Raw genomic sequence first — 21,153 nt, 5'->3', positions numbered from 1 at the left:
CTGACTTTTAATTTGCATTTTATCAAAGATAGGCAGGCACAACCCCGATGTCATTTCCAGGCGACCATGTTCACCCGCATGCGCAGCGGCATCCCTCACATCCCTCAGGGGCATTGCAGCAAGGGGGCCAAGGCACGGGCTTTGAGCACACGCTCCGCTTCTACAAGAACATCGTCGATTCGGTGGTCTCTGGGGTCGTGGTCATCGACAGGCAGGGGGAAATTGTCGAGCTGAACCCGGCGATGCAGCGGATTTTCGGCTATGCACAGGAGGAACTGCTCGGCGCGAATATCAGCATCCTGATGCCGGAAACCCATGGCCGGAACCATGACAATTACCTGCGTCGCTATGCCGAAACCGGGAAGAACAGAATCATCGGCCGGTCGCTGGAATTATCCGGAAAGCGCAAGGATGGCACCGTGCTGCCGCTGGAAATCACGGTGACCGAGATCAGGATTGGCGATGATCCGCACTTCGTCGGTGTGCTGCGCGATATAACCGAACGGAAAGAGGTTGAAAGGACGCTGCAGAAAGAGCGCGGCCTGTTACGTCAGGCACAGGAGATCGCCCGTCTCGGCAATTGGGAGATCGCCGGCACGGACGGCTCGATCCATTGGTCGCCGATGGTGTACGAGATTTTCGGCCAGGACCCTGCTGTCTTCCGGCCCACCATCGCGAATTTCTACGACATGGTGCATCCCGACGATCTTGATGCCCTGAAGCGTCACATCGCCACGGCCAGGGAAACCGGCACCTACGACATGGTACATCGCATCGTACGGCCCGATGGCGCGGTGCGCCATGTGCACGAACGGGCGCGCTTCGAGCCAGGTCCCGACGGAGCCTCGAGGTTCGCGGTCGGTATCGTCCAGGATGTCACGGACATGGTCCAGGCGAAGGAGCAGGCCGAGGCCGCCAGCCGTGCGAAGTCCGACTTCCTGTCCAGCATGAGCCACGAGCTGCGTACCCCGCTGAATGCGATTATGGGGTTCGCCCAGGTTCTTGAGATCGACGAGGGGCTGAGCGAGGACCAGCTGGACAGCGTGCGGACGATCCGGCGTTCCGGCCAGCACCTCCTGCAGCTCATCAACGAAATTCTCGATCTGGCACGGATCGAATCCGGGCGGATCGAGCTCTCCATTGAGGATGTCGGCCTTGCCGAGCTGTTCGCGGAGAGCGGAGGGCTGGTGACGCCGCTGGCGGCAAATCGCGACATCGCCGTGCAGTTCGCACGCAAGCCTTCCGCCATCGCCGTGCGCGGCGACCGCACCCGTCTTAACCAGGTGCTGGTCAATCTGTTGAGCAACGCCGTGAAATATAACCGTCAGTCAGGCAGCATCGTGGTGACGGCGCTGCCGCGCGGCGATGGCATGGTCCGGATTTCCGTGGCGGATACCGGCAACGGCATTCCGTCGGAAAAGCTGGATCAGCTGTTTACCCCCTTCAACCGGCTGGGGGCGGAGAACAGCGAGATCGAAGGCACCGGCATCGGCCTGGTGATTGCCAAGCGACTGATCGAGGGCATGGGCGGGCACATCGGCGTCGATAGCCGGGTCGGGGCCGGCACGACCTTCTGGGTCGAATTGCCGATGGCGGAGAAGCCGTTGCAGAAGCCTGTGCCGGCGGCCGGGGAAAAGCAGCGCCATAACAGGGCTTTGTCTGCCGGCACGGTGCTCTATATCGAGGATAACCCCGCCAATCTGAAGCTGGTACGGCAGGCGCTGGCGAAACATCCTCAGGTAACGCTGCTGGAGGCTTATCATGGCGCGCTCGGGCTCGATCTGGCGCAGGTGCATCTGCCCGATGTGATCCTGCTCGACATCAACATGCCCGGCATGAACGGGCTGGAAGTACTGGCGCGGCTGAAGGCCGACCCGGCAACCAGGGAAATTCCCGTCCTCGCCCTGTCTGCGGCGGCGATGGAAAAGGATGTCGAGCGGGGCAAGGGGGCCGGCTTTGAAGAGTATCTGACGAAACCCATCGATATCCGGCTGTTGCTGGAAGCGTTGAATGGCCGGCTTGGCCGGAACAGGAGCGTGTGATGATGATACCGGATCTGATGTCGATGCCGATCCTGGCCGTCGATGACGAGCCGACCAACCTGAAGCTTCTGCAGAAGATGCTCGGCATGGAGGGTTACACCAATCTGGTGCTGCTGGATAAACCGTCTGAGGTGGTGGAGGCCTATCGGCAGCACCGTCCCGGCCTGATCCTGCTGGACATCAATATGCCGCAGATGGACGGCTATAAGGTCATGGCGGCGCTGAACGCGCTTGAAGACCCGATGCTGCCGCCGATCATCGTGCTGACGGCGCAATCCTCGCAGGAATTCATGCTGCGTGCCTTCAAGGCTGGTGCCAGGGACTATGTCACCAAGCCGTTCGAGCGGGCGGAACTGATGGCGCGCGTGCGCAACCTGCTGGAAGCGTGCATGGCGCAGCGGATGGCCTTCGAGCATCGCAAGATGCTGCAGGAGATGGTGCGCGAACGCACCGCCAAGCTGCACCGCACCCGCCTGCAGGTGGTCCGCCGGCTGGGCCGTGCCGCGGAATACAGGGATAACGAGACCGGCAACCATATCCTGCGGATGAGCAAGATATCGGCCCTGCTGGCCCAACGCGTCGGCTGGTCGGAGGAGGATTGCGAGCTGATGCTGCATGCCAGCCCGATGCACGATATCGGCAAGATCGGCGTTCCCGATCATATCCTGCTGAAGCCCGGCAAGCTGACGCCCGAGGAATGGGAGATTATGAAGACCCATGTCGATATCGGCGCCGAGATCCTGGCGGACAGCGATACCGACCTGCTGGTGCTGGGCCGCTCGATCGCGCTCAGCCATCACGAGAAATGGGACGGCACCGGCTATCCGAACGGCCTTGCCGGCGAGGCTATTCCGATGGAAGGCCGGATCGCGGCGATGGCGGATGTGTTCGACGCGCTGACCTCTGTGCGGCCCTACAAGAAGGCCTGGCCGGTCGAGGATGCGGTGGCCTATGTGAAGGACCAGTCCGGCAGGCAGTTCGATCCGTCGCTGGTGCCGGTCTTCGTGGATGCCCTGCCGGAGATCATGCGGATACGCGCTGAACATCCGGAATCCTGATTCTCGGCCTTGCGTCATCATTCGGTCGGATGAGTCTGCTACCCTTCTCTGACGGAACAGGAGGGGCGATCTGATGACGGAACCGAATGGCAAGGGAAGTCTGGCTGGCAAGCGCGGCCTGGTGCTGGGGGTGGCGAACGACAGTTCCATCGCCTATGGCTGCGCCGCCGCCTTCCGGGCGGCCGGCGCAGACATCGCCCTGACCTATCTGAACGACCGCACGCGCGACTTCACCGCCCCGCTGGCCGAGGCGCTGGGGGCGGATATTTACCTGCCCTGTGACGTGCGCGAGGAGGGCCAGCTGGAAGCGGTGTTCGCGGAGATCGGCCGGCGCTGGGGCAGCCTCGATTTCGTGCTGCATTCCATCGCCTATGCGCCGCGCGAGGATCTGCATGGCCGCGTCACCGACAGCTCACGCGACGGTTTCGCCATGGCAATGGATGTCTCCTGCCATTCCTTCATCCGCTGCGCCCGCCTCGCCGAACCGCTGATGCGTGACGGCGGCACGCTGCTGACCGTCAGCTTCTTCGGCGCCGAGAAGGTGGTCGAGCATTACAACATGATGGGGCCGGTGAAGGCGGCGCTGGAATCCTCCGCGCGCTACATGGCGGCGGAGCTGGGCCGGTCGGGCATCCGCGTGCATGCGCTGTCGCCCGGCCCGCTGCGCACGCGCGCGGCCTCCGGCCTCGACCGGTTCGACGAGCTGCTGGACCGCGCGGCTGCAAAGGCACCGCAGCATGCACTGGTGACCATCGAGGATGTTGGCGCGCTGGCTGCCTTCCTGGTCGGCGACGGTGCGAAGGCGATGACCGGCGGTATTCACTATGTCGATGGCGGCTTCAATATCGTGGGGTGAGGTCTTCTCGCTTGCCGTTCCGCCGGTCAGCGAAGATCATCGATACCGGACCGGATAAGGAAGGATAGGCGGATGAGCTGGCAGAACGCACAGGACCCGGTGCTGGGCGACAAGCAATCCTGCGACGCGCTGGAGCTGGTGATCGTGCCGCGCGCCCGCGATCTGGGCGGCTTCGAGGTGCGGCGCGCGCTGCCGCATGGCAAGCGCCAGATGGTCGGGCCCTTCATCTTCTTCGACCAGATGGGCCCGGCCTTGTTCAAGGCGGGTACCGGCATCGATGTCCGCCCGCATCCGCATATTGGCCTCGCCACCGTCACCTACCTGTTCGATGGCGCAATCATGCATCGCGACAGCGAGGGCAATACGCTGGAAATCCGCCCCGGTGCCATGAACCTGATGACGGCAGGCAGTGGCATCGCCCATTCCGAGCGCACATCCGATGCGGTGCGCGCCAGCGGCAGCGGCCTGTTCGGCATCCAGAGCTGGATCGCCCTGCCGAGGGACAGCGAGGAGGTCGCGCCCTCCTTCCAGCATTTTGCCGCCGACAGCCTGCCCCTCGTCAGCGATGGCGGCATCGAGGCGCGGGTGATCGCGGGCAAGGCCTTCGGTGCGGAATCGCCGGTCGGCATGCTGTCCGACTGGTTCTATGCCGAGGTGCAGCTGGCCGCCGGCGCCACCGTGCCGCTGGATGCCGATTATGAGGAACGTGCCATCTATCTGGCCGAGGGCGAGGTGGAGATCGCCGGAGACCGGTTCGCCGCGCCCGCACTGCTGCTGTTCCGGCCGGGCGACCGGATATCGGTGCGCGCCGTGCAGGCCAGCCGGCTGATGTTCCTGGGCGGCGCCACCATGGAGGGGCCGCGCCATATCTGGTGGAACTTCGTTTCCTCCAGCAAGGAGCGTATCGAGCAGGCCAAGGAGGACTGGAAGTCCGGCCGCTTCAAGCCGGTGCCGGGCGAGACGGAGTTTATCCCGCTGCCCGGATAGCGCATAAATAGACTTCCTTGCCCGCAACCGCCGGAGCCGCATGAAGATCGTCGAACCGCTCGATTTCCTGACCACCAAGGAGCTGGCCGATATCCTGCGCGTGAAGGAGCGCAAGATTTACGAGATGGCGGCCGCCAACGAGGTGCCCTTCACCCGGGTCACCGGCAAGCTGCTGTTTCCCAAGGCGCTGGTGATCGCCTGGCTGTCGCGCCGGACGGAGTTGGGCGATGATGGGCTGGCGCTGCCGGACCCGCCGGTGGTGGCGCTGGGCAGCCACGACCCGCTGCTGGACTGGGCCTTGCGCGAATCGGGCTCCGGCATGGCCTCCTTCTTCGATGGCAGCCTGGACGGGTTCGATCGCTTTGCCCGGCGCGAGGGCGTGCTGTGCGGCATGCATGTGCCGACACCGGAAGCGGAGGGCTGGAACCGCCACCTGATCGAGGCGCGGATGCCCGCCATGCCGGTGGTTCTGATGGAATGGGCCTGGCGTGAACGCGGGCTGATCGTGCCCGCCGGCAATCCAGGGAAAATCGCCGGCATCGCGGACCTGGCAGGCTGCCGCACCGTGCCACGCCAGCCGGAAGCAGGCACGCAGCTGCTGTTCGAGCGGCTGGCGGCGGAGGCGGGGCTGGCACCCGATGCCTATGAACGGCTGCGCCCGGCGCGCAGCGAACAGGATGTGGCGCTGGCGGTGCTGGAAGGGCAGGCCGATGCCGGCCTCGGCCTGGCATCGGTGGCGGCGCAGTACCGGCTGGGCTTTGTGCCGCTGGTGCGTGAACGCTTCGATCTCGCGGTCTGGCGGCGGAGCTGGTTTTCGGAGCCGGTGCAGGCCTTCTTCAGCTTCTGCCGTACGCCGGACTTCGCGGACCGGGCAGCACAGCTTGGCGGCTATGACGTCAGCGGCTTCGGGCGCGTGCACTACAACGGCCCGTAAGGCTCTATCTTCTTGAAAATGCACATAAAAAAACTCGACCGGATGGGTGCATCGCGGTCGAGTCGAGTTGGAATTGGTTCAGCAAAACGACACCAAGCAATATATCGGCACAAAATGGATGTGTGTTTTGTGTCGAAAAACTGCATTGCTTAATGACAAGCGGACATTATGGGATTTTTTGCCGCCTATCAACCGTAAATCGATGAATGGCTGTGATGTCCTTCCGGATAGGCCCTTTGCCTGCCCTCTCCTTGCCCCATCTAGGGAATAGGAGGGAGAAGCGATGATGAAAGGAGTGTCCATGACATCCTCCAGACGCAGCATTCTGAAGGGCGCCGCCGCCACGGCTGCGCTGGCCGGGCTTCCCGTGCACGGCCTCATGGCGCAGCAGTCGGGCCCCTTGATGCGGCCGGTGCCGTCGAGCGGGGAGCTGATCCCCGCTGTCGGGCTTGGCACCTGGATCACCTTCAATGTCGGCGAGGACCCCGTGCTGCGCGACGAATGCGCGGCGGTGATGGAGGCCTTCTTCAAAGCCGGCGGGCGGGTCATCGATTCCTCGCCGATGTATGGCTCCGCCCAGTCGGTGATCGGCTATGGTCTGGAAAAGCTGGGAAGGCCGAAGACGCTGTTCTCCGCCGACAAGGTCTGGATATCCGATGGCGCGGAAGGCCGGGCGCAGGTGAACCGCTCGCGCCGGCTGTGGAACGTGCCGCGCTTCGAGCTGATGCAGGTGCATAATCTGCTGAGCTGGGAGGCGCATCTGGAGACGCTGCAGGCGATGAAGGCGGCGAGGGAAATCCGCTATGTCGGCATCACCACCTCGGAGGGCCGCCGGCACGATCTGTTCGAGCGGGTGATGGCGAGCGAGCCGCTGGATTTCGTGCAGATCAGCTACAACCCGCTGGACCGTGAGGTCGAGCAGCGCATCCTGCCGCTGGCGCGGGAACGCGGCATCGGCGTTATCGTGAACCGGCCGTTCCGGCAGGGCGCGCTGACCCGGCGGCTGGAGCGCGAGAAGCTGCCGGGCTGGGCGGCAGAGGTCGGGGCGGAAACCTGGGCGCAGCTGATCCTGAAATTCATCCTGGCGCATCCCGCCGTTACCGTGGCGATCCCGGCGACCACCAAGCCGCACCATGCGCGCGAGAATATGCAGGCGGCCTCCGACCCCCTGCCGGATAAGAAGTTCCGCGAACGCATCGCCGCCCATATCCGGGATATCTGATGGCCGACTGGTCGAGCTATCGGCTGGAGGATTTCATCCTGTTCGCGCCGCGCGCCTATTGGCGGCTGTTCGAACTGCATAATGCGGCGCTGTGGCCTGTCCAGCCGCTGATCCTTCTGCTGGGGTTTGGTATTACGCTGCTGGCCCTGCGCGGATCGCCCCGGGCCGGCCGGCTTGGCCTCGCCTTGCTGGCGGCGGGCTGGATCGCGGTAGGGCTGCTGTTCTTCTGGCAGCGCTATGCCAGCATCAACTGGGCGGCCCCCTATGTGATGCCGGTGTTCGTCGCTGAGACTCTGATACTGCTTCTGCTGGCGGCGCGAGGAACTGTTTTTCCCGGCGTTTCGCACTGGCGCCTCCGGGAATGGGCTGGTACCGGGCTATACGCCTACGGGTTTTTCCTGCATCCGCTGCTGCCGCTGGTCTTCGGGCGACCGCTGGCGCAGGCGGAGCTTGCCGGCCTCGCGCCTGACCCAACCGCCATCGCCACGCTGGGCCTGCTCTGCCTGATGCCGCGTGGCCTGCTGTCCGGCCTTGCCTTGGCCGTTCCGGTCCTGTGGTGCCTTGTGAGTGCGGCCACCCTGCATGCGATGGATGAGGAGCAGGCGCTGGCGCCGCTGGCGGCAGCGCTGGTCGGTGCCGCGGTCTGGGCCTTGCCGCCAAGGGGTGACGGCAAGGCTGACACTGGACCGATCAGAACCTGACGGTTCCGACCACCCGCAATTCCCGGCCGCGCAGGGGCGCTTCGTCCTTCAGCAGGGAGATATGGTTGCGCCCTTCCGAATCGGTGAGGTTGCGGCCCTGCACATGCAGCACGAAATCGTCGTTGCCGGCGATCGGCCGGAAAGCCAGCGAGGCGTTCAGGAAGGCATAGCCGTCCGTCTCGGTTTCGTTGGCGCCGGTGCGGTCCTGCTCGGCAGCGCCCGCCAGCTCCAGCCGGTAATCGACATGGTTGGTGTAGGCATTGATGCCGATGGTGTAGCCCAGCGGCGGTATCAGCGGCAGGTCCTCGCCGGTCTCCCGGTTCTCCGCCCGCACATAATCGAGCGATCCATCCAGGCTCAGCGCGAGGCCGGGCCGGTCCAGGAAGGTCCAGGCGGCTTCCACCTCGAAGCCGTGGAAGTCGGCGTCGGTCTGGCGGTAGCGCAGTTCCTGCAGCCCGTCACGCTCGCCGCCGGTGAAGTCGCGGAAGATGTAATCGCGGTAGCGCGTGGCGAACAGATTGACCGCGCCGGTCACAGGGCCACGCACTTTGCGCAGCGACAGCTCGGCGTGTAGCGCCTCCTCCTTGCCGAGTTCGGTATTGCCGATCTCGTAGGAATCGGTCGCCAGATGCGGCCCGTCGGAGAACAGCTCCTCGGCGTTCGGCGCGCGCTCGGTACGCGACAGCGAGACACCGACGGTATAGTCCGTGGACAGCCGGTAGCTGGCGCCAGCGGAAACGCTGACCGCGGTGAAGTCGCGCTCCAGCCCCAGCCCGTCGGCCTCCACCGTCTGGGTCTCCAGCCGGCCGCCGCCGGTGAATTGCCAGGGGCCGGTCTCGTAGCGTTCGACCAGAAAGAGTGCTGCATTGTCGGTGATCGTCGGCGGGACGAAGGCTTCCTCGCCGACCGCCTGGAAGTCACGGCGGCTGGCCTGCACGCCGAACACGCCCTGCAGGCCGAAGATCGGCTTGTGCGTCAGGTCGAGCCGCCCCTCCCAGCCGCGATTCTCGAAGATCGTGCCAACCTCGTCGCCCTCCAGTTCCAGATGGCGGTAATCGGCATGGCCCAGGCGCAGGCTGGCCTCTTCCAGGAAAGGCAGCGGCTCGTACAGGCCGAAACGCGTATCATAGCGGGTCTGCTGCATGTCGATGCGCACGCCGCCATGCTCGTGATCGTGATCTTCCTCCTCCTCTTCGCCTTCTTCATGTTCATGTTCATGGCCGCCCGGAATGCCATACAGGCTGGAATAGCCGCTGACCGCGAAGCCGGCATAGCCGTGCTCGCCCAGATAGCTGGCGCCGACCGAGCCGCCCGAGCGCTCGACCGCGCTGTTCTCGACCTTGCCCTTCAGCCCCTCCTCGCGCGCTTCCTCGCTGGCGAAGCCGTTCACCCGGTAGTCGCTGGCATCGCTGCTGAAGCCTTCCAGATGCAGCACGACATTGTTGCCCGCCGCCAGGCTGGCCGAACCGAAGCCTTCCAGCGCGCTCGATCCGGTGGAGAAGCCGAGGCGCGCCATGCCCTCGACCAGATCCTTCGGCCGGTGCATCGGGATGCGCCCGTCGGTGACGCTGACCACGCCACCAACCGCCGAACTGCCATAGAGCAGGGCGGCCGGGCCGCGCAGCACTTCCACCCGCTCCGCCGAGTCCATCGGGGTGACGACGGCATGGTCCGGGCTGGCGGTGGAAGCGTCGAAGCTGTCCAGCCCGTTCTGCAGGACGCGCACGCGCGCCGCACCCTGGCCACGGATCACAGGACGCCCGGCACCGGGGCCAAAATCGCTGTTGGCGACACCCGGCGTGCGCGCCAGCGTCTCGCCCAGTGTCGGGGCGCGGCGGCGTTCCAGATCGTCGCCGGCCAGCACGGCGCTGCCCTCTACCAGCTCCTCCTGCGTGCTCTTCAGCGGGGCGATCTCGATCACCACAGGCTGCAGGGTGACGGGCTCTGCCTGCTGGGCGGCGAGGGGAGCGGCGGAAAACGGCATGGCCATCAGCGCCAGCAGGCTGACGCCCGAGCGCAAACTGTGGAAGTTCATTAGAAAATGCCCCTGAAATAATATGTTATAACGTAACATAAAAGAATCACGCGGCGGGATGCAACAGCCATTGCGGGCATCGGGCGGAGGCGTACTATCCCCTTCGGAAACCTTACTCCTGACGCCGCAGGCCAGTCCTGGCCGCGCGGCCTTCCGATAAAAACCAGACGAGGCATGGGATGAAACTGCTGCATTTCGACGATTTCCGCGTGGGCGTGCTGCGCGGAGACGAGGTGGTCGATGTGACCGAGTTGCTGGCGGATATTCCGCGCACCGGCCCCAATGATGTGATGCGCGGGCTGATCGAGCGGTTCGACAGCTATCGCGGCAAGCTGGAAAAGGCTGCCGCCGAGGGCAAGGGCATTCCGCTGGCCAGCGTGCGTATCCGCCCGCCGCTGCCGCGTCCCGGCGCCATCGTCTGCATGGCAGTGAACTACATGGAGGATGGCACGCTGACCGAGAAGCCGGTCATCAACGCCTTCCAGAAGACGCCCAGCGCCGTCATCGGCCAGGGCGACACGATGGTGCTGCCGGACGTGCCGGCCCATGTGTTCGAGGGCGAGGCGGAGCTGGCGCTGGTCATCGGCAAGCGCGCCAGCAACGTGCCGGCGCAAAAGGCGAAGGACTATATCTTCGGCTACATGAACTTCATCGATGGCTCGGCGCGCGGGCTGCCGGCGCCCAACAACAGCTTCTTCCAGGTGAAGTCACGCGCCACCTTCGCGCCCATCGGCCCGTTCCTGGTGACGGCGGACGAGGTGCCCGACCCGCAGAATCTGCGCGTGCGGCTGTGGGTGAACGGCACGGTGAAGCAGGATTTCAACACCAGCGACATGGCGCATGACATTCCGACCTGCATCGAATGGATGAGCTCCGTGCAGACGCTGGAGCCGGGCGACATCCTGGCCACCGGCACCAACCATCGCGGCCTGTCCTCACTGCAGGATGGCGACAAGGTGGAGCTGGAAGTCGAAGGCATGGGCCGGCTGGCCTTCAAGGTGCAGGACGACCTGAAGCGGACCTGGGGCCGCGATACCCGCCTGGAACACAAGGAGAAGGGTCTGGACGGCCCCTACACGCCGCAGCTCACCGGCAAATATTCCAAGGCGGGGTGAGGCGTAACCACTAAACTGTCATTGCCGGGCTTGACCCGGCAATCCAGGGGCCGCGTTCTGTAACGCTAGAAGCTGAGCACCACCTCTGGACCCCCGGGTCAAGCCCGGGGGTGACGGAAATTTTGGGTGATGGCTGGGTTTTTCCCCAGCTTTCCCCCAGAACCCCCGCATAAATGCGCAGTGTTCTGCATCCATTTGCACAATCCGCCAAATTAGCAGATTTGCCACAAGCCAAGGATTTTCTAAGGAAGAATGGTGCTGCGAGACAGGATTGAACTGTCGACCTCTCCATTACCAATGGAGTGCTCTACCACTGAGCTACCGCAGCATCCGGAGGGCGGCGGCGCTGTGCCGGCTGGCCCTGAAGGGGAGGCATCCCCCCGAAAGCGGGCGGAACATGCCACAGCAGGGCGGGGCATGCAAGCAGGGATGTGAGGGAAATTTACGACGGTCCGTACAGGGCACGGATGGGGCCAGGATACGGTTGCCCAACCCTTTGCGAAGGGCCTAGAACCAGCGCAGATCGGCGTCGAAAGCCTCGTCCAGGTGGCGGTCGACGGCGCGGCAGAACAGCTTGACCGCCGGCGGGACGATCAGGGCGACGGTGACACCGATCATGATGACGGCAATGGCGGCCATGGGTCATTCTCCGGTAAGAATGCGCGGACTATACTGACGGCCTGTGACGCTGGCGTGACGGCCCCGTGACGCGGATATGACCTTTTCCTGTTTGTGTCATGTGCGGTTGGGCGACAATCGAGGGATGCGGATGGACGACAAGAAGCAGAAGCTGGCCCAGGCACTGCGCGACAATCTGATGCGCCGCAAGCAGCAGGCGCGCGCCCGGGCGAAAGGCGATGCTGATATGACAAAGGAAAACACCGATCCGCAATCCGACGGTCGCAAAAAAGCCACGCTGTCCGAAAAATCTGATACCGCGTCGGGTTGAGGCGGGTCAGCGCCTGCGCTAAACACGGCGGCACCGAGTAATCATCCTCCTTCCTCTCATATCGAGAAGCCAGATGGACAGAATCCGTATCCGGGGAGGGCGCCCGCTCCAGGGCCGAATCCAGATCAGCGGCGCGAAGAATGCCGCCCTTCCCCTCATGGCGGCGTCGCTGCTGACCGACAAGACGCTGAGCCTGTCCAACCTGCCGGCGCTGGCCGACATCGCCACCATGGGCAAGCTGCTGGAGCAGCATGGCGTCGATCTGCGGATCGAGGGCGAGAATGCTGCCCGCAAGGGCCATCTGACGGCGGCGCGGATCACCAATACCACCGCGCCTTACGATCTGGTGCGCAAGATGCGCGCCTCCGTGCTGGTGCTGGGGCCGATCCTGGCGCGCTGCGGTGAGGCGCGGGTGTCGCTGCCGGGCGGCTGCGCCATCGGCAACCGGCCGGTCGATCTGCATGTGAAGGGACTGACCGCGCTGGGGGCGGAAATTTCGCTGGAAGAAGGCTATATCCACGCCACCGCGCCGAAGGGGCTGAAGGGCAACCGCTTCGTGTTCCCGCAGGTCTCCGTCGGCGCCACGGAAAATCTGCTGATGGCGGCCTGCCTCGCTGAAGGCGAGACGACGCTGGTGAACGCCGCGCGCGAGCCGGAGGTGAACGACCTCGCCCATTGCCTGAACGCGATGGGGGCGAAGATTGAGGGCATCGGCACCGATACGCTGAAGATCCAGGGCGTGGCGGCGCTGCATGGCGCCGAGCATCGCGTGGTCGCTGATCGCATCGAGGCCGGCACCTTCGCCATCGGCGCGGTGATGACCGATGGCGAGCTGGAACTGACCGGCATCTGCCCGACCCTGCTGGAATCGCTGCTGAAGCTGCTGGGCGAGGGCGGCGCGAAGATCGAGCCGATACAGGACGGATTTCGCATCCGCCGCGCCAATGGATCGATGGACGGCGTCGATGTGATGACCGAACCCTATCCCGGTTTCCCGACCGACCTGCAGGCGCAGATCATGGCGCTGATGACGGTCTCCAAGGGGGCGGCGATGATCACCGAGACGATCTTCGAGAATCGCTTCATGCATGTGCCGGAACTCTGCCGCATGGGGGCGAACATCAATGTCCACCATTCCTCGGCGATGATCCGCGGCGTGGAGAAGCTGCGCGGCGCGCCGGTGATGGCGACCGATCTGCGCGCCTCGGTCTCGATGGTGCTGGCCGGGCTGGTGGCGGACGGGGAGACCATCGTGAACCGCGTCTATCATCTGGATCGCGGTTATGAGCGGCTGGAGGAGAAGCTGGCCGCCTGCGGTGCCGATATCGCGCGCATCGCCGGGGAATAGGCGTTAGTCTGTCGGGGGGAAGATCGAGAGGGGGGCAGGCCGTGACGGATTTCCGGCCGCTGAAATTGCGGGGCGAGGATGCGGAGGACATGGTGGTGATTGCCGCCTGTCTGCAGGATGCTGTGGTGCCGGTCGAGGACATCGTCTTCCGGCCTGGCTCCGAGCATGCGCCGGGCGAGTTCGTCATGGTGGCGCAGCGCTTCCGCTGGGAGATGCTGGGCCCGGACGAGAAGCCGGTCGAGGGCGACCGCTATGAGCGCGTGCTGTGTGGCGTCACCTTCTCCGGCGTGCACCGAGTCCGCCTGTCCGGCATCGACCGCCGGCGGGACCGCGACGAGCTGCTGAACCTGCTGACTTTGGTGGCGACGGAAGAGCAGGGGGCTTCCCGCATCGATCTGGTGTTTGCCGGCAACAAGGCGATCCGGCTGGAGGTGGCGCGCCCGGACTGCGCGCTGGAGGATTACGGTCAGCCCTGGCCCACCATCTTCCGCCCGCGCCATCCGGTCGCCGGCTGACGCGGCGGTCCCGGCGGTGCAGGACAGTACAAAAGCCATCGTCGCGCTGACCTTCGCCTACATTCTCAGCCAGTTCTTCCGCAGCTTCCTGGCCGTCATCGCGCCGGAGCTGATGGCCGACCTCGATCTGACGCCGGCCCTCTTCGGCTGGCTGTCCTCGGTCTTCTTCCTGGCGTTCGGCGCGGCACAGATTCCCGTCGGCATCGCCTTCGACCGTTATGGCGTCGGGCGGCCGACGACGATCCTGCTGGGCGTCGGCGTGGTAGGTGCCGCGCTGTTCGCGGTGACACCGAATGCGGCACTCGCCGTGGTGGCGCAGGTGGCGCTGGGCCTTGCCTGCGCGCCGATCTTCATGGGGCTGATGTACTACTGCTCCCACCATCTGCCGGAACCGCGCTTCGTGCAGGCGGTGACGCTGACCAGCGCCATCGGCACGGCGGGCGCCTTCATGGCGGCGGCGCCGCTCGGCTGGGCGACCTACCTGTTCGGCTGGCGTCCGGCGCTGGCGATGGCGGCGGCGATGACACTGCTGGCAATGCTGGGCGTATGGCACTTCGTGCGCGACCGGCGGATCGGCGAAGGCCCGCAGGAGACCGCTGGGGAAACCGCGCGGGCCTGCCTTGCCGTGCTGCGTTTGCCGGTGCTGTGGACGCTGATCCCGGCCTGCCTGGCGCTGGCCGCCGGCATCACCTTCCGCAATGCCTGGGGCGGGCCATATCTGTCCGACGTGTTCGGTCTGGATGCGGTGTCGCGCGGCGAGGCGATGACGGTCGCCAGCCTGTGCGGGCTGCTGTCGGCCTTCGCCGTGCCGCTGCTGGTAAGACGCTGGAACACCAAGCCCATCGCCACGGTCTGGCTGGCGGTGACCTTCCTGGGGGCGGTGGCGCTGGCGCTGCTGCCGGCGGCCGATGTGCTGCTCAGTGTCGGGCTGATCTCGCTGCTGTTCACCATCGGCAACATCCACCCGCTGCTGATGACGCAGGGCAAAGGCGTGCTGCCGGCGTCAGCGCGAGGGCGCGGCTTCGGCGTGCTGAACAGCTTCGTGTTTCTGGGATACGCAATCGCCTCGGCGGGTTTCGGCTGGATCGCCGAGACCGCGACTGGCGCCGGTCTGGCCCCTGCAGGCGTGTTCGCCTGGATATTCGCGGCGGCCGCTGTCGCGCTGCTGGCGGCGCTGGTGCCCTACCTGCGGAGCCCGCGGCCCTCTTAATCCTACTCTACGATCCGGGTGCGCGGCAGCCAGACCAGCACGCGCGTACCCTTGCCCTTTTCGCTGTCGATGGTCAGCCGGCCGCCATGCAGCTCGACCAGGTCTTTGCTGATCGGCAGGCCCAGGCCGGTGCCGCCGCGGCTGCGGGTCATGTTGTCCTCGATCTGCACAAAGGGCTCCAGCACCCTGACGGCTTCTTCCTTGGTCATGCCGCAGCCGGTATCGGAGACCCAGAAGCACAACCCGTCCTCGGTCTCCTGGCCGCCGATGGCCACGTCGCCGCCGGCCGGCGTGAACTTGATCGCGTTGGCAACCAGATTGGTCATCACCTGCTTCAGCCGCACGGCATCGGCGTTCAGTGCGGGATAGCCCTCGGGGAAGCTGGCTGAAAGATGCAGCCCGGCCTTCTGGGCGCTGGCCGCGAACAGCCGGACGGTGCCGATGGCGATGCTGGGAATATCGACGATGGCTTCACGCAGATGCATGTGGCCGGCGCCGATCTTCGACAGGTCGAGAATATCTTCGATCAGCGCCAGCAGCTGCGAGCCGCTGACGCGGATATCCTCGGCATAGTCGAAATAGCGCGGGTCGCTGTCGCCATAGAGCCGCCGGGAGATGATCTCGGAAAACCCGATGATCGCGTTCAGCGGCGAGCGCAGCTCGTGGCTCATGACGGCCAGGAAGGTGCTCTTGGCCTCGGAGGTCGCCTCGGCGGCGACGCGCGCCTTGGCCAGTTCCGCCTGCGCCTTTACGCGGCTGGTGATGTCCTCGACCACGCCCTCATAGAACAGCGCGGTGCCGTTCTCGTCACGGATGGTCCAGGCATTCTCGGACACCCAGATCCGCTCGCGCGTGTGCATGCGATAGACTTCGGAGACGAACTCCTTCACCGAATCGTTCGCCGCCATCGCCTCCTGGAATTCGCGGCGTCGGGTCGGCGAGACGTACCAGGCATCTCCGTTGATTCGCAGATCTTCGATCATCTGCGCCTCGCTCTCATAGCCGTTCATGGCGACGAGGGCGGGATTGGCGCGCAGCACGGTGCCATCGGGCGAGGAGCGGTAGAGGCCAACCGTCGCATGCTCGAAGATCGACTGATAATCGGCATTGCGTTGCCGCCGTTGCGCCAGCGATTCCGGAGCCACCGGAGAAGCGCCGGTCATCATGCTGCTGATGGGCAATCGCTCGCTGGCCATACGGCTGTCACTCATTCTGGCTAGTCCACACAGACAATATTCCAGAGTAACCGTTAACAAAGTGTTTTTTTATTAAAATTACAGCTGATTTTTGTGTCCTTGCAACTGTGTTGAAAAGTGTTTCAGCGCTTTGGCACCGGTATCGCCGCACCGTCCCGCCGGCTGTCGGCTGCCCCTTCCAGCGCGCCTGTGACGGCATCGCGGGCAATGGCGTGCATGCCGCCGCAGGACCAGGAATAGGCGCCCAGCGGCGTGACGTCATGCCCGCGTGCGCGCAACTCTTCCATCACCTCCGGCGTGACCCGGCTTTCCAGATTGACCTTTCGGCCATCGAACAGCCGGCCGCGTGGCGCGTCGATGGCGGCTTGCAGTTCCAGCCCGTAATCCAGCCAGTGCACCATGGCCTGGCTTTGCGTCTGCAGGATGCCGTAACTGCCCGGCGTGCCCAGCGTCAGCGCCAGCTTGCCGTCGCGCGTGCCGATGGTGGGGGCGAGGCACATGGCGTAGCGCGCGCCAGGCTTCAGCCGGTTCGGCGAGGCCGGGTCCAGATCGGTCCAGTTCAGGAAATTGTTCAGGCACACGCCAGTGCCGGGGATGACGACGCCGGACCCCCAGGGCGAGCCCAGGCTTTGCGTCAGGCACACCGCATTGCCCTCTGCATCCATCGCGGAGAAGGAGGTGGTTTGCTCGTTCAGCTTCGGCCCCTCGGCCAGCGGCCCGGTGGCGAACTGCTCGGTGCGGCCCCAGACGGCATCCTTGCCCTCGACCAGCGCGCGTAAGGGGGCGACGCTTTTCTCCGACAGCAGGTCGAGGATTTGTTCTGGCGCGCGCTTGTTGTTGCGGATGCGCAGCTCGGCGGCGACCCGCACCGCGCGGAACACCCGATCCAGATGATCGGCGCCCAGATGCGGCAGGCGGGAGAAGTCGGTCCCCGCCAGCAGCCGCAGGGTCAGCGGGAACTGGAAGGATTCGGCGGGCGGCGGCGGTACGTTAAGGGTCAGGCCGCGATACTCCGCCTGGATCGTCTCTTCCCAGATCGGCTGCACGGCTTCCAGGTCGGCCAGAGTGATGCAGCCATCATTGCCTGCCATGTAATCGGCCAGCTTCTTGCCCAGCGGCCCGCCATAGAGATGACCGATACCGTTGGCGGCAATCGCCTCCAGCGTGTCGGCCAGCTCGGGCTGCTTCAGGATCATGCCGCGCTTCGCGGCACCGCCGAAGGCATAGACCCGCGCCCACTCCGCGCTCATCGGGCGGGCGCTGACCGCGTTCAGCATGTCGAGATAGAAGCCGGTGATGGGGTAGCCGTTGCGCGCCAGCGCGATCGCCGGGGCCAGTGCCTCGGCCAGGCTCAGCCGGCCATGCGTCTTTTGCAGCGTCGCCCAGCCGGCAAGGTTGCCCGGCGTGCCGCTGGCCAGCGGGCCGTTCACCATGCGCGCCTTGTCGGCGCTGTCGATGGGGAAATTGGCCGGGCAGGGGGTGTGGAAATCCAGCGAGCGGGCGCGCCCTTCCGAGGCCACCCAGCAATTCGCCATGCCCAGGCCGGCGAAGCCGGACATATAGGGTTCCACCACATTCAGCGCCGCCGCCGTGGCGGCGATGGCATCGAAGGCGTTGCCGCCCTTGCGCAGCATCTCGGCGCCGGCATCGGCGGCCAGCGGATGCGCCGCCGTCACCATGCCGCCCAGCGTGCGCACCGATGGCCGTTGCGTGTGTTCGCTCCTGCCGATTTCGGCCATTCCTTCCTCCCGATGTCAGGCTGATCTGCGCGGAATCGCGCGAAGCTGTTGTTATCGCATCACGATAGTCTTTTTTTCCTGCGACGCCAGTGGCTTCGCGCCCGCTTGCGGCGAAGCGCCGGTTGACACCGGGCCTGTCTGGTCCTAGGTCAAGCGATCCTGTATCGTCGGCGCGCGGAAAGGCGCCTTACCGGAAGACAAGATCATGCCCGCGAACGCGAACGAAGCGCTGGTCCTGGCACTGCCCAAGGGCCGTATCCTGAAGGAGGTCATGCCCCTGGTGCGCAAGGCCGGCATCGAGCCGGAGGCCGCGTTCGAGGATGAGCATAGCCGGCAGCTCACCTTCGCGACCAACCATCCGGAGATCAGCATCATCCGCGTGCGCTCTTTCGATGTGGCGACCTTCGTTGCCTTCGGCGCCGCGCATCTGGGCGTGGCCGGCAGCGATGTGCTGATGGAGTTCAACTATTCGGAAATCTATGCGCCGCTTGACCTTGGCATCGGCAAGTGCCGGCTGTCGGTGGCGGAGCCGGTGGACCTTGCCGGGCGTGACGATCCGCGCCGCTGGAGCCATGTCCGCGTGGCGACGAAATATCCCGACATCACCCGCCGGCATTTCGCGGCGCGCGGCGTGCAGGCCGAATGCATCAAACTGAATGGCGCAATGGAGCTGGCCCCCAGCCTGGGCCTGTGCCGGCGCATCGTCGATCTGGTTTCCACCGGGGCGACGCTGAAGGCGAACGGCCTCGTCGAGGTGGAGCAGATCGCCGAGATCAGCTCCCGCCTGGCGGTGAACCGCGCGGCGCTGAAGACAAGGCCCGAGCAGATGATGCACTGGATCGACCGGTTCCGCGAGGCATCGGAGGGGATGGCCAATGCCGCGTAGCCCAATGCCACGTAGGATGGATGCCACAGCGCCCGGCTTCGCGGATGAGTTCGCGGCGTTTCTGGCTGAGGATCGCGACAATGGCGTCGATGTCATGGGCGTGGTGCGCGATGTGCTGTCGCGCGTCCGTGCCGAGGGCGATGCCGCCGTGCTGGACTATACGCGCAAGTTCGACCGGGTGAGCCTGACCGCCGAGACCATGCGCGTGACGCCGGCCGAGGTGGATGCCGCCTTTGCCGCCTGCGGTGCTGAAGAAATCGCGGCGCTGGAAGTGGCGGCCGCCCGCATCGAATCCTTCCATCGCCGTCAATTGCCGGACGGCTTCGCCTATACCGATCCGGAGGGGGTGGAGCTGGGCCTGCGCTGGAGCGCGGTGGAAGCTGTCGGCCTCTATGTGCCCGGCGGGCTGGCCGCCTATCCCAGCTCTGTCCTGATGAACGCCATGCCGGCCAAGGTGGCGGGCGTGCCGCGCATCGTGATGACCGTGCCGACGCCGGACGGCGTGCTGAACCCGCTGGTGTTGGCCGCCGCGAAGCTGGCCGGCGTCACGGAAATCTACCGGCTGGGCGGCGCGCAGGCGGTCGGCGCGCTGGCCTATGGCACCCAGACCATCCGCCCGGTGGACAAGATTGTCGGCCCGGGCAACGCCTATGTAGCGGAGGCCAAGCGTCAGGTGTTCGGCACCGTCGGCATCGATTCCATCGCCGGCCCGTCGGAAATCCTGGTGGTCGCCGACCGCGACAATGATCCCGACTGGATCGCCGCCGACCTGTTGAGCCAGGCCGAACATTCCGACGATGCGCAATCGGTGCTGATTACCGACGATGCCGACTTCGCCGATGCCGCCGCCGCCGCCGTGGAGCGCCAGCTTGCCGTGCTGCCGCGCGGCGCCATCGCCCGCCAGAGCTGGGAGAAGTACGGCGCCATCATCACCGTGCCGGCATTGGATGATGCCGTGCCGCTGGTGGACCAGATCGCGCCGGAGCATCTGGAGTTGGCGGTCGCCGATCCCGAGGCGCTGTCCGCGAAGATCCGCAATGCCGGTGCCATCTTCCTTGGCCGGCACACGCCGGAGGCGGTGGGCGATTATGTTGCCGGGCCGAACCATGTGCTGCCGACCTCGCGCACGGCGCGCTTCTCTTCCGGCCTTGGCGTGCTCGACTTCATGAAGCGCAGCACGCTGATCCGCTGCGATGCCGCCAGCCTGGGCCGCATCGGCCCCGCCGCCGTCACCCTGGCGGTGGCCGAGGGGCTGGACGCCCATGCCCGGTCCGTGGCCATCCGGCTCGGTGGCGGAGGCTGACCGGTGTGAGCGACGCGGGGCAGGATCGGCGCCGGCTCGTCAGGATCACGCTTGACGAGCGTACGGTTGTCCGGCGCAGCCCCGAGGTCGAGCATGAGCGCGCGGTCGCGATCTACGACCTGCTGGAGGACAACAGCTTCGCGCCGGCCGGGCACGAGGGCGGCCCCTATCATCTGAGCCTGTCCATCGAGGATAACCGGCTGGTGATGGATATCCGCACCACCGACGAGCTGCGGGTGGCGGAGGTGCAGCTGGCCATCGGCTCCTTCCGACGCATCGTGAAGGATTATTTCACGATCTGCGAAAGCTATTACCAGGCGATCCGGCGCGCCTCGCCCTCGCAGATCGAGGCCATCGACATGGGACGGCGCGGCCTGCACAACGAAGGCTCCGAACTGCTGCGCGAACGGCTGTCCGGCAAGGTGGAGATCGACTTCAAGACGGCGCGCCGCCTGTTCACCCTCGTCTGCGTCCTGCATATCCGGGGGTGATGAAGATGCGTGACCTGCCGGGTTCCGTCCTGTTCGCCTGTTCACAGAATGCGGTGCGCTCCGCCATGGCCGAGGCGATCCTGAAATCGCTGCATGGCAAGCACATCTACGTCGACTCAGCCGGCGTCAGGGCGTCCGAGGTGAACCCCTTTGCGGTCGAGGTGATGCGGGAGATCGGCCTCGATATCGCACGCCACCGCGCCAAGACCTTCGACGAGCTGCTGGACGGGTCCTTCGACCTGGTGATCTCGCTGTCGCCGGAGGCGCAGCACCGCGCGGTGGAGATGACCCGCACCATGGCCTGCGACGTCGAATACTGGCCGACGCTGGACGCCACCGCCATCGAGGGCAGCCGCGAGGCAGTGCTGAACGCCTACCGCGATGTGCGGGATTCGCTGCTGAAACGCATCAGGGAACGCTTTCCGGCCGCACCGAAATCGGCGGTTTGACTGGAACCACACAAGAAATGCGCGGGCCTCATGGCGGTCCTGTGCGCAATCCGCTTGAAAAAGGTTGACCTCGCGGCAGTTTCGGCACCACAACAGGGCGATTTTTTCCACAAGAAG

At 65.4% G+C, this 21,153-nt stretch carries 20 protein-coding genes and 1 tRNA gene; 16 read left to right on the top strand and 5 right to left on the bottom strand.

Annotated features, from left to right (window positions below):
• The first annotated feature begins 47 nt into the window (after positions 1-47).
• The 7 genes from MK313_RS07915 (at position 48) to MK313_RS07885 (ending at position 7,800) form a co-directional block, all read left to right on the top strand.
• Positions 48-2,042, top strand: a complete 1,995-nt coding sequence (locus MK313_RS07915) for a PAS domain S-box protein (RefSeq protein ID WP_287780753.1) — start codon at positions 48-50, stop codon at positions 2,040-2,042.
• Positions 2,042-3,100 carry an HD domain-containing phosphohydrolase gene (locus MK313_RS07910; RefSeq protein ID WP_287780752.1) on the top strand — a complete coding sequence of 353 codons (1,059 nt, stop codon included), beginning with the start codon at positions 2,042-2,044 and terminating at the stop codon, positions 3,098-3,100. The genes MK313_RS07915 and MK313_RS07910 overlap by 1 nt, the downstream gene beginning before the upstream one ends.
• Positions 3,101-3,173: 73 nt before the next feature.
• Positions 3,174-3,956 (top strand): enoyl-ACP reductase FabI, encoded by a 783-nt coding sequence (gene fabI, locus MK313_RS07905; protein WP_287780751.1) that lies wholly within the window; start codon positions 3,174-3,176, stop codon positions 3,954-3,956.
• A 72-nt stretch (positions 3,957-4,028) separates the two neighbouring features.
• Positions 4,029-4,943, top strand: a complete 915-nt coding sequence (locus MK313_RS07900; RefSeq protein ID WP_287780750.1) for a pirin family protein — start codon at positions 4,029-4,031, stop codon at positions 4,941-4,943.
• 40 nt (positions 4,944-4,983) lie between these two features.
• Entirely contained in the window at positions 4,984-5,877 is an 894-nt protein-coding gene (locus MK313_RS07895; RefSeq protein ID WP_008943503.1) for a helix-turn-helix transcriptional regulator, read from the top strand.
• A 301-nt stretch (positions 5,878-6,178) separates the two neighbouring features.
• Positions 6,179-7,099, top strand: a complete 921-nt coding sequence (locus tag MK313_RS07890) for an aldo/keto reductase (protein WP_287780749.1) — start codon at positions 6,179-6,181, stop codon at positions 7,097-7,099.
• Positions 7,099-7,800: a DUF6064 family protein gene (locus MK313_RS07885; RefSeq protein ID WP_287780748.1), complete on the top strand. Its 702-nt coding sequence runs from the start codon at positions 7,099-7,101 to the stop codon at positions 7,798-7,800. The genes MK313_RS07890 and MK313_RS07885 overlap by 1 nt, the downstream gene beginning before the upstream one ends.
• Here MK313_RS07885 and MK313_RS07880 read toward each other — a convergent pair.
• Positions 7,790-9,835 (bottom strand): TonB-dependent receptor, encoded by a 2,046-nt coding sequence (locus tag MK313_RS07880; protein WP_287780747.1) that lies wholly within the window; start codon positions 9,833-9,835, stop codon positions 7,790-7,792. The genes MK313_RS07885 and MK313_RS07880 overlap by 11 nt on opposite strands.
• A gap of 179 nt (positions 9,836-10,014) precedes the next feature.
• On the opposite strand from MK313_RS07880, the gene MK313_RS07875 reads away from it, so the two are divergent.
• Positions 10,015-10,950 carry a fumarylacetoacetate hydrolase family protein gene (locus MK313_RS07875; RefSeq protein ID WP_008943498.1) on the top strand — a complete coding sequence of 312 codons (936 nt, stop codon included), beginning with the start codon at positions 10,015-10,017 and terminating at the stop codon, positions 10,948-10,950.
• Between the two features lie 253 nt (positions 10,951-11,203).
• On the opposite strand, the gene MK313_RS07870 is transcribed toward MK313_RS07875, so the two are convergent.
• Positions 11,204-11,278 (bottom strand) — tRNA-Thr (locus MK313_RS07870).
• Positions 11,279-11,457: 179 nt separating this feature from the next.
• A complete protein-coding gene (locus MK313_RS07865; protein WP_272943346.1) occupies positions 11,458-11,589 on the bottom strand; it encodes a hypothetical protein in 132 nt (43 codons plus the stop codon).
• Between the two features lie 130 nt (positions 11,590-11,719).
• Here MK313_RS07865 and MK313_RS07860 point away from each other — a divergent pair, with 130 nt between their 5' ends.
• The 4 genes from MK313_RS07860 (at position 11,720) to MK313_RS07845 (ending at position 14,972) form a co-directional block, all read left to right on the top strand.
• The gene (locus MK313_RS07860) at positions 11,720-11,899 is read left to right on the top strand and encodes a hypothetical protein (RefSeq protein WP_040706506.1); all 180 of its coding nucleotides are present in this window, start codon (positions 11,720-11,722) and stop codon (positions 11,897-11,899) included.
• A 73-nt stretch (positions 11,900-11,972) separates the two neighbouring features.
• Entirely contained in the window at positions 11,973-13,247 is a 1,275-nt protein-coding gene (gene murA, locus MK313_RS07855; protein ID WP_287780746.1) for a UDP-N-acetylglucosamine 1-carboxyvinyltransferase, read from the top strand.
• A 41-nt stretch (positions 13,248-13,288) separates the two neighbouring features.
• Entirely contained in the window at positions 13,289-13,762 is a 474-nt protein-coding gene (locus tag MK313_RS07850; RefSeq protein WP_287780745.1) for a DUF2948 family protein, read from the top strand.
• Positions 13,763-13,778: 16 nt separating this feature from the next.
• Entirely contained in the window at positions 13,779-14,972 is a 1,194-nt protein-coding gene (locus tag MK313_RS07845) for an MFS transporter (RefSeq protein ID WP_287780744.1), read from the top strand.
• Between the two features lie 2 nt (positions 14,973-14,974).
• Here MK313_RS07845 and MK313_RS07840 read toward each other — a convergent pair whose 3' ends face one another.
• Entirely contained in the window at positions 14,975-16,183 is a 1,209-nt protein-coding gene (locus MK313_RS07840; protein WP_287780743.1) for a sensor histidine kinase, read from the bottom strand.
• A gap of 107 nt (positions 16,184-16,290) precedes the next feature.
• Positions 16,291-17,907, bottom strand: a complete 1,617-nt coding sequence (locus MK313_RS07835; RefSeq protein WP_287780742.1) for a gamma-glutamyltransferase family protein — start codon at positions 17,905-17,907, stop codon at positions 16,291-16,293.
• Between the two features lie 205 nt (positions 17,908-18,112).
• Between MK313_RS07835 and hisG the strand changes: the two genes are divergently transcribed.
• Genes hisG through MK313_RS07815 form a run of 4 tightly spaced genes read left to right on the top strand, consistent with a single transcriptional unit; the run spans position 18,113 to position 21,036 of the window.
• Positions 18,113-18,793, top strand: coding sequence for an ATP phosphoribosyltransferase (gene hisG / locus MK313_RS07830; RefSeq protein ID WP_008943492.1), 681 nt, complete (start codon positions 18,113-18,115; stop codon positions 18,791-18,793).
• Positions 18,794-18,797: 4 nt separating this feature from the next.
• The gene (hisD, locus tag MK313_RS07825; protein ID WP_287780767.1) at positions 18,798-20,096 is read left to right on the top strand and encodes a histidinol dehydrogenase; all 1,299 of its coding nucleotides are present in this window, start codon (positions 18,798-18,800) and stop codon (positions 20,094-20,096) included.
• Between the two features lie 5 nt (positions 20,097-20,101).
• The gene (locus MK313_RS07820) at positions 20,102-20,587 is read left to right on the top strand and encodes a UPF0262 family protein (protein WP_121218683.1); all 486 of its coding nucleotides are present in this window, start codon (positions 20,102-20,104) and stop codon (positions 20,585-20,587) included.
• A 5-nt stretch (positions 20,588-20,592) separates the two neighbouring features.
• Positions 20,593-21,036, top strand: coding sequence for an arsenate reductase ArsC (locus MK313_RS07815; protein WP_040706562.1), 444 nt, complete (start codon positions 20,593-20,595; stop codon positions 21,034-21,036).
• Positions 21,037-21,153: the final 117 nt, after the last annotated feature.

Origin of the sequence: Oceanibaculum sp. (assembly GCF_022449305.1) — a bacterium.
GTDB lineage: Bacteria > Pseudomonadota > Alphaproteobacteria > Oceanibaculales > Oceanibaculaceae > Oceanibaculum > Oceanibaculum indicum.
Note: the sequence above shows the minus strand (reverse complement) of the source record. Positions and strands in the feature narration are given on the sequence as shown.

Bases quoted from the DNA above. Each gene is read 5' to 3' on its own strand.
- MK313_RS07885 (WP_287780748.1), top strand. From the start codon at position 7,099: ATGGCCGACTGGTCGAGCTATCGGCTGGAGGATTTCATCCTGTTCGCG.
- MK313_RS07900 (WP_287780750.1), top strand. From the start codon at position 4,029: ATGAGCTGGCAGAACGCACAGGACCCGGTGCTGGGCGACAAGCAATCC.
- MK313_RS07910 (WP_287780752.1), top strand. From the start codon at position 2,042: ATGATGATACCGGATCTGATGTCGATGCCGATCCTGGCCGTCGATGAC.
- MK313_RS07835 (WP_287780742.1), bottom strand. From the start codon at position 17,907: ATGGCCGAAATCGGCAGGAGCGAACACACGCAACGGCCATCGGTGCGC.
- MK313_RS07895 (WP_008943503.1), top strand. From the start codon at position 4,984: ATGAAGATCGTCGAACCGCTCGATTTCCTGACCACCAAGGAGCTGGCC.
- MK313_RS07840 (WP_287780743.1), bottom strand. From the start codon at position 16,183: ATGAGTGACAGCCGTATGGCCAGCGAGCGATTGCCCATCAGCAGCATG.
- MK313_RS07915 (WP_287780753.1), top strand. From the start codon at position 48: ATGTCATTTCCAGGCGACCATGTTCACCCGCATGCGCAGCGGCATCCC.
- MK313_RS07815 (WP_040706562.1), top strand. From the start codon at position 20,593: ATGCGTGACCTGCCGGGTTCCGTCCTGTTCGCCTGTTCACAGAATGCG.
- MK313_RS07865 (WP_272943346.1), bottom strand. From the start codon at position 11,589: ATGGCCGCCATTGCCGTCATCATGATCGGTGTCACCGTCGCCCTGATC.
- MK313_RS07860 (WP_040706506.1), top strand. From the start codon at position 11,720: ATGGACGACAAGAAGCAGAAGCTGGCCCAGGCACTGCGCGACAATCTG.
- MK313_RS07880 (WP_287780747.1), bottom strand. From the start codon at position 9,835: ATGAACTTCCACAGTTTGCGCTCGGGCGTCAGCCTGCTGGCGCTGATG.
- MK313_RS07875 (WP_008943498.1), top strand. From the start codon at position 10,015: ATGAAACTGCTGCATTTCGACGATTTCCGCGTGGGCGTGCTGCGCGGA.
- hisG (WP_008943492.1), top strand. From the start codon at position 18,113: ATGCCCGCGAACGCGAACGAAGCGCTGGTCCTGGCACTGCCCAAGGGC.
- MK313_RS07890 (WP_287780749.1), top strand. From the start codon at position 6,179: ATGACATCCTCCAGACGCAGCATTCTGAAGGGCGCCGCCGCCACGGCT.
- fabI (WP_287780751.1), top strand. From the start codon at position 3,174: ATGACGGAACCGAATGGCAAGGGAAGTCTGGCTGGCAAGCGCGGCCTG.
- hisD (WP_287780767.1), top strand. From the start codon at position 18,798: ATGCCACGTAGGATGGATGCCACAGCGCCCGGCTTCGCGGATGAGTTC.
- murA (WP_287780746.1), top strand. From the start codon at position 11,973: ATGGACAGAATCCGTATCCGGGGAGGGCGCCCGCTCCAGGGCCGAATC.